This window comes from Parafrankia soli, from assembly GCF_001854695.1.
Lineage (GTDB): Bacteria > Actinomycetota > Actinomycetes > Frankiales > Frankiaceae > Parafrankia > Parafrankia soli.
On the sequence record NZ_MAXA01000100.1, the window covers coordinates 1 to 3,280 of the forward strand.

Below are 3,280 nucleotides of genomic sequence, written 5' to 3' on the forward strand. Positions count from 1 at the left end.
GTGGCGGTCCTGGGGCGTCTGTCCGTCCTCGACGGTGTCCCCCGCGCGGACTTGAGTGGTGCGAACCTGACAGGTCCCGCCGCCCTGCACTGCATACAGGCCAGCTATGGCAACCTCAGCAACACCGACCTCACCGGAGCGGACCTCAGCCACGCCCATCTGGGTCGGGCGGACCTCACTGCCACCCGGCTGGGCGGCACGAATCTCACGGGCGCCTCGCTGAACGAGGCCAACCTCAGCTATACCTGGTTGGGCGGAGCGAACCTGACCCGCGCCCGGCTAGGCGGCGCGGATCTCACGGGCGCATCGCTAAGCGGAGCGAACCTGACCCGCGCCTGGCTGGACGGCGCGGATCTCACGGGCGCATCGCTAAGCGGAGCGAACCTGACCCGCGCCTGGCTGACCGAGGCGGACCTGACCGGCGCCTGGCTGGGCGGAGCGAACCTCATCACCGCGGTGGGACTGGTCCAGGATCAGATCGACGCGGCATACGGCGACGGGTGGACGCGGCTACCGCCGGAACTAACGAGACCGGCCTCGTGGACCTCGGCCGAGGCTGACGAGTACCGCCCGGCAGATCCACACCAGTTCGTCGGACAGTGGCATCCGGAGGTGCTGGCGGGGCAGGACAACGCCCTGTCCGCCTGGGACTATCACCAGACGATCCTTCCGAAGGTCGTGATTGTGTGAGCGAGGCGCCGCACGACCTGGCCGTGCGCCAGGCTCCGGCGCCGGTACGTCCGGTGCAACGCGCCTGCCCGGGTCGGCGACCGGCGGGTCCGCCGTTCGCGCGCCGCGCTCATGCGGGCCGCGGTGACCTTGGTGGCAGAGCGGGGCACGACAGCGATCAAGGTGTCTGATCTCGCGGAGACGGCGGATGTCAGCCGCCAGCTGATGTATCTGCAGTTCGGTGATCGTGACGCCCTGTTCCTGGAGGCGGCACGTGATCTTCTGACGCGGGAGCTTCTGCCCGACATCACCCAGGAGCCTGAGGGCGGACGCCTTCGAGTGCTGGTCACGACCCGGCACTTCGCGCGGTACCGGTCCTTCTACCGGGCGATGCTGATGGGGTCGTGTGCGTTCGGTCTGGCCAGGATCTTGCACGGTCTCGTCGCTCCGTTCGGGCAGCAACTGGTGGTTCGGATGCCCGACGGGTCACTCGCCCCGGATCTCGTCGAGGACTTTGCCGGGTTCGTTGTCGGTGGGTGGTCCGTGCTTTTCGCTTCGTGGGTGGTGGATGGGCCCGATCCCCTCGACCCGGAGGCGTTTGCGGACCGGCTGATCCGGATGCTGTCCGCCGTCGCCCTCCGTGAACGTCCACCCGAACTGATGATCACAGTTGGAGAGTTGGACTGATGCCCGCTGACAGGAGCCCCCGCGGCCAAGGGATCGCACCGGGTTGGCTGAGGGCGGCGCTGCTCTGCTGCCTGCTTGCCGCCACTGCGACGGTGGCGGGCTGCCCGGACGGGGCGCCGCAGAAGCCGACGACGTCCGTGACGCCCGCGCCGCGGCCAGCAGGTCCAGCGGCCGACTTACAGGAGCTGACCGGCGGCAAAGGGGTGAACATGGGCTCGCCGGTGGTGGTCGACTTGACCGGGCCCGGCTACATCCAGAACGAATATGTAGCCTCGGGCACCGCGACGTCCTACCGGCCACAGGGTGCGCTGGCCCGCGACGGCCGCTGGGTTTTCCAGCCCGCCGATGCTGCCGCCTACCGCACCCGGGTTCTCGTCCGGCGTCCGGCGGATGCGCGGGACGTCAGCGGCACCGTGGTCATCGAATGGCTGAATGTCAGCTCCGGCGTCGACTCGGACGTCGAGTGGTACAACACCCATGAGGAGCTGATGCGGCACGGTGACGTCTGGGTGGGCGTCTCGGCCCAGCGCATCGGCGTGATGGGCGGGGACGTACTCACACCGTCCGCCGCCGGCAGTATGACAACCGGCCTACGGGGCGCCGATCCGGCCCGATACGGGTCGCTCAACCAGCCCGGGGACGGCTACGCCTTCGACATCTTCACCCAGGTGGTCCGGGCGATACGCGCGGGCGGTGTGGCGATGGGCGGCTCCACGCCGAAATACCTGCTCGCCGCCGGCGAATCCCAGTCGGCGTATGCCATGGTCACTTACATCAACGGGGTGCAGCCGCTCACCCAGGCATTCGACGGTTTCCTGGTCCACAGCAGAGGCAGCGGCGCCCTACCGCTCGTCGGGCCAGGCCAGTCCACCAGCCTCACCGACACCGCCGCGACCACACCGACACTCGTCCGAAGCGATACCGGCGTGCCTGTGCTCGACGTCCAGACCGAGGGTGACCTCACCGTCGTCCTGAACTCTCTGCGGGCGCGGCAGGATGACAGCAGCCGGTTTCGCCTCTGGGAGGTGGCCGGAGCCGCACACGCCGACGCCCACGCGCTCGGCCCGTTCGTGAATGCGCTCGACTGCGGGGTGCCAGTCAACAACGCCCCGACACACATCGTGGTGAAGGCCGCGATCCGTGCGCTCGAGACCTGGGTCCAGGCCGGGACCCCACCGCCCACCGCGCCGCGAATCACGGTCACCTCCGGCGGCAGTCCCGGCGTCGCCCGCGACACCGACGGCGTCGCCGAAGGCGGCATACGTACTCCGCCCGTCGCCGTGCCGGTCGATGTCCTGTCCGGTGCTCCCGCAACGAACGCCTCAGTGCTCTGTGAACTGTTCGGCTCGACGAACCCGCTGCCGGTCACGCGCATCGCCATGCTCTACCCCACGAAGGACGCCTACCTGCAGCGTTATACCGCCGCGGTCGACAAGACCATCGAGGCCGGTTTCGCGCTGACTGCCGACCGCGCCACACTGCTCGCCTACGCACAACCAGATCGCATCCACTGAGCGTCTCGACGCAGGTCATCGCCCTCCGCCGTACAGGCAGATTCAGACACACTTACCGGGCTGAAAGGCTGCGCATTCATGCCAACATCATACGTCTGTCGCCCTCACCCCGCCGGAGCGCGGTACGCACCAAAAAGCCAGATTGACACCCTGGTCGTCAGTGGCGACTCGTCGTATGCCGAGTCCATCAGGATGAACATCGAGAAGATCTCCGGATTTGCCGTTGGTGCGGTGACTCTCACTGGCGGCCAGTCCATACGGCTACTCACTCACAACTCGTATGATCTAGTCATACTCGACCTCGACCTGTCCGATATGGCTGGCCTTGAAGTATGTAGATCAATTCGGTCCCGTAGTGCGGGGCCGGACATAATCGTCGTCACCGCCGACCGTGAACTTGCAACAGTCCG

At 67.5% G+C, this 3,280-nt stretch carries 4 protein-coding genes; all 4 read left to right on the forward strand.

Annotation, left to right across the window (positions count from 1 at the left end; genetic code table 11):
- Positions 1 to 690: pentapeptide repeat-containing protein (locus BBK14_RS09830; RefSeq protein ID WP_131802214.1), on the forward strand; the 690-nt coding region annotated here is incomplete at its 5' end.
- Between the two features lie 111 nt (positions 691 to 801).
- Positions 802 to 1,356 (forward strand): TetR/AcrR family transcriptional regulator, encoded by a 555-nt coding sequence (locus tag BBK14_RS09835; RefSeq protein WP_071061242.1) that lies wholly within the window; start codon positions 802 to 804, stop codon positions 1,354 to 1,356.
- Positions 1,356 to 2,870: an alpha/beta hydrolase domain-containing protein gene (locus BBK14_RS09840; protein ID WP_071061244.1), complete on the forward strand. Its 1,515-nt coding sequence runs from the start codon at positions 1,356 to 1,358 to the stop codon at positions 2,868 to 2,870. The genes BBK14_RS09835 and BBK14_RS09840 overlap by 1 nt, the downstream gene beginning before the upstream one ends.
- A 78-nt stretch (positions 2,871 to 2,948) precedes the next feature.
- The coding region (locus BBK14_RS35015) for a response regulator (RefSeq protein WP_131802216.1) at positions 2,949 to 3,280 on the forward strand (332 nt) is incomplete at its 3' end.

Coding starts and splice junctions, on each gene's coding strand:
- BBK14_RS09840 (WP_071061244.1), top strand. CDS start 1,356: ATGCCCGCTGACAGGAGCCCCCGCGGCCAAGGGATCGCACCGGGTTGG.
- BBK14_RS09835 (WP_071061242.1), top strand. CDS start 802: ATGCGGGCCGCGGTGACCTTGGTGGCAGAGCGGGGCACGACAGCGATC.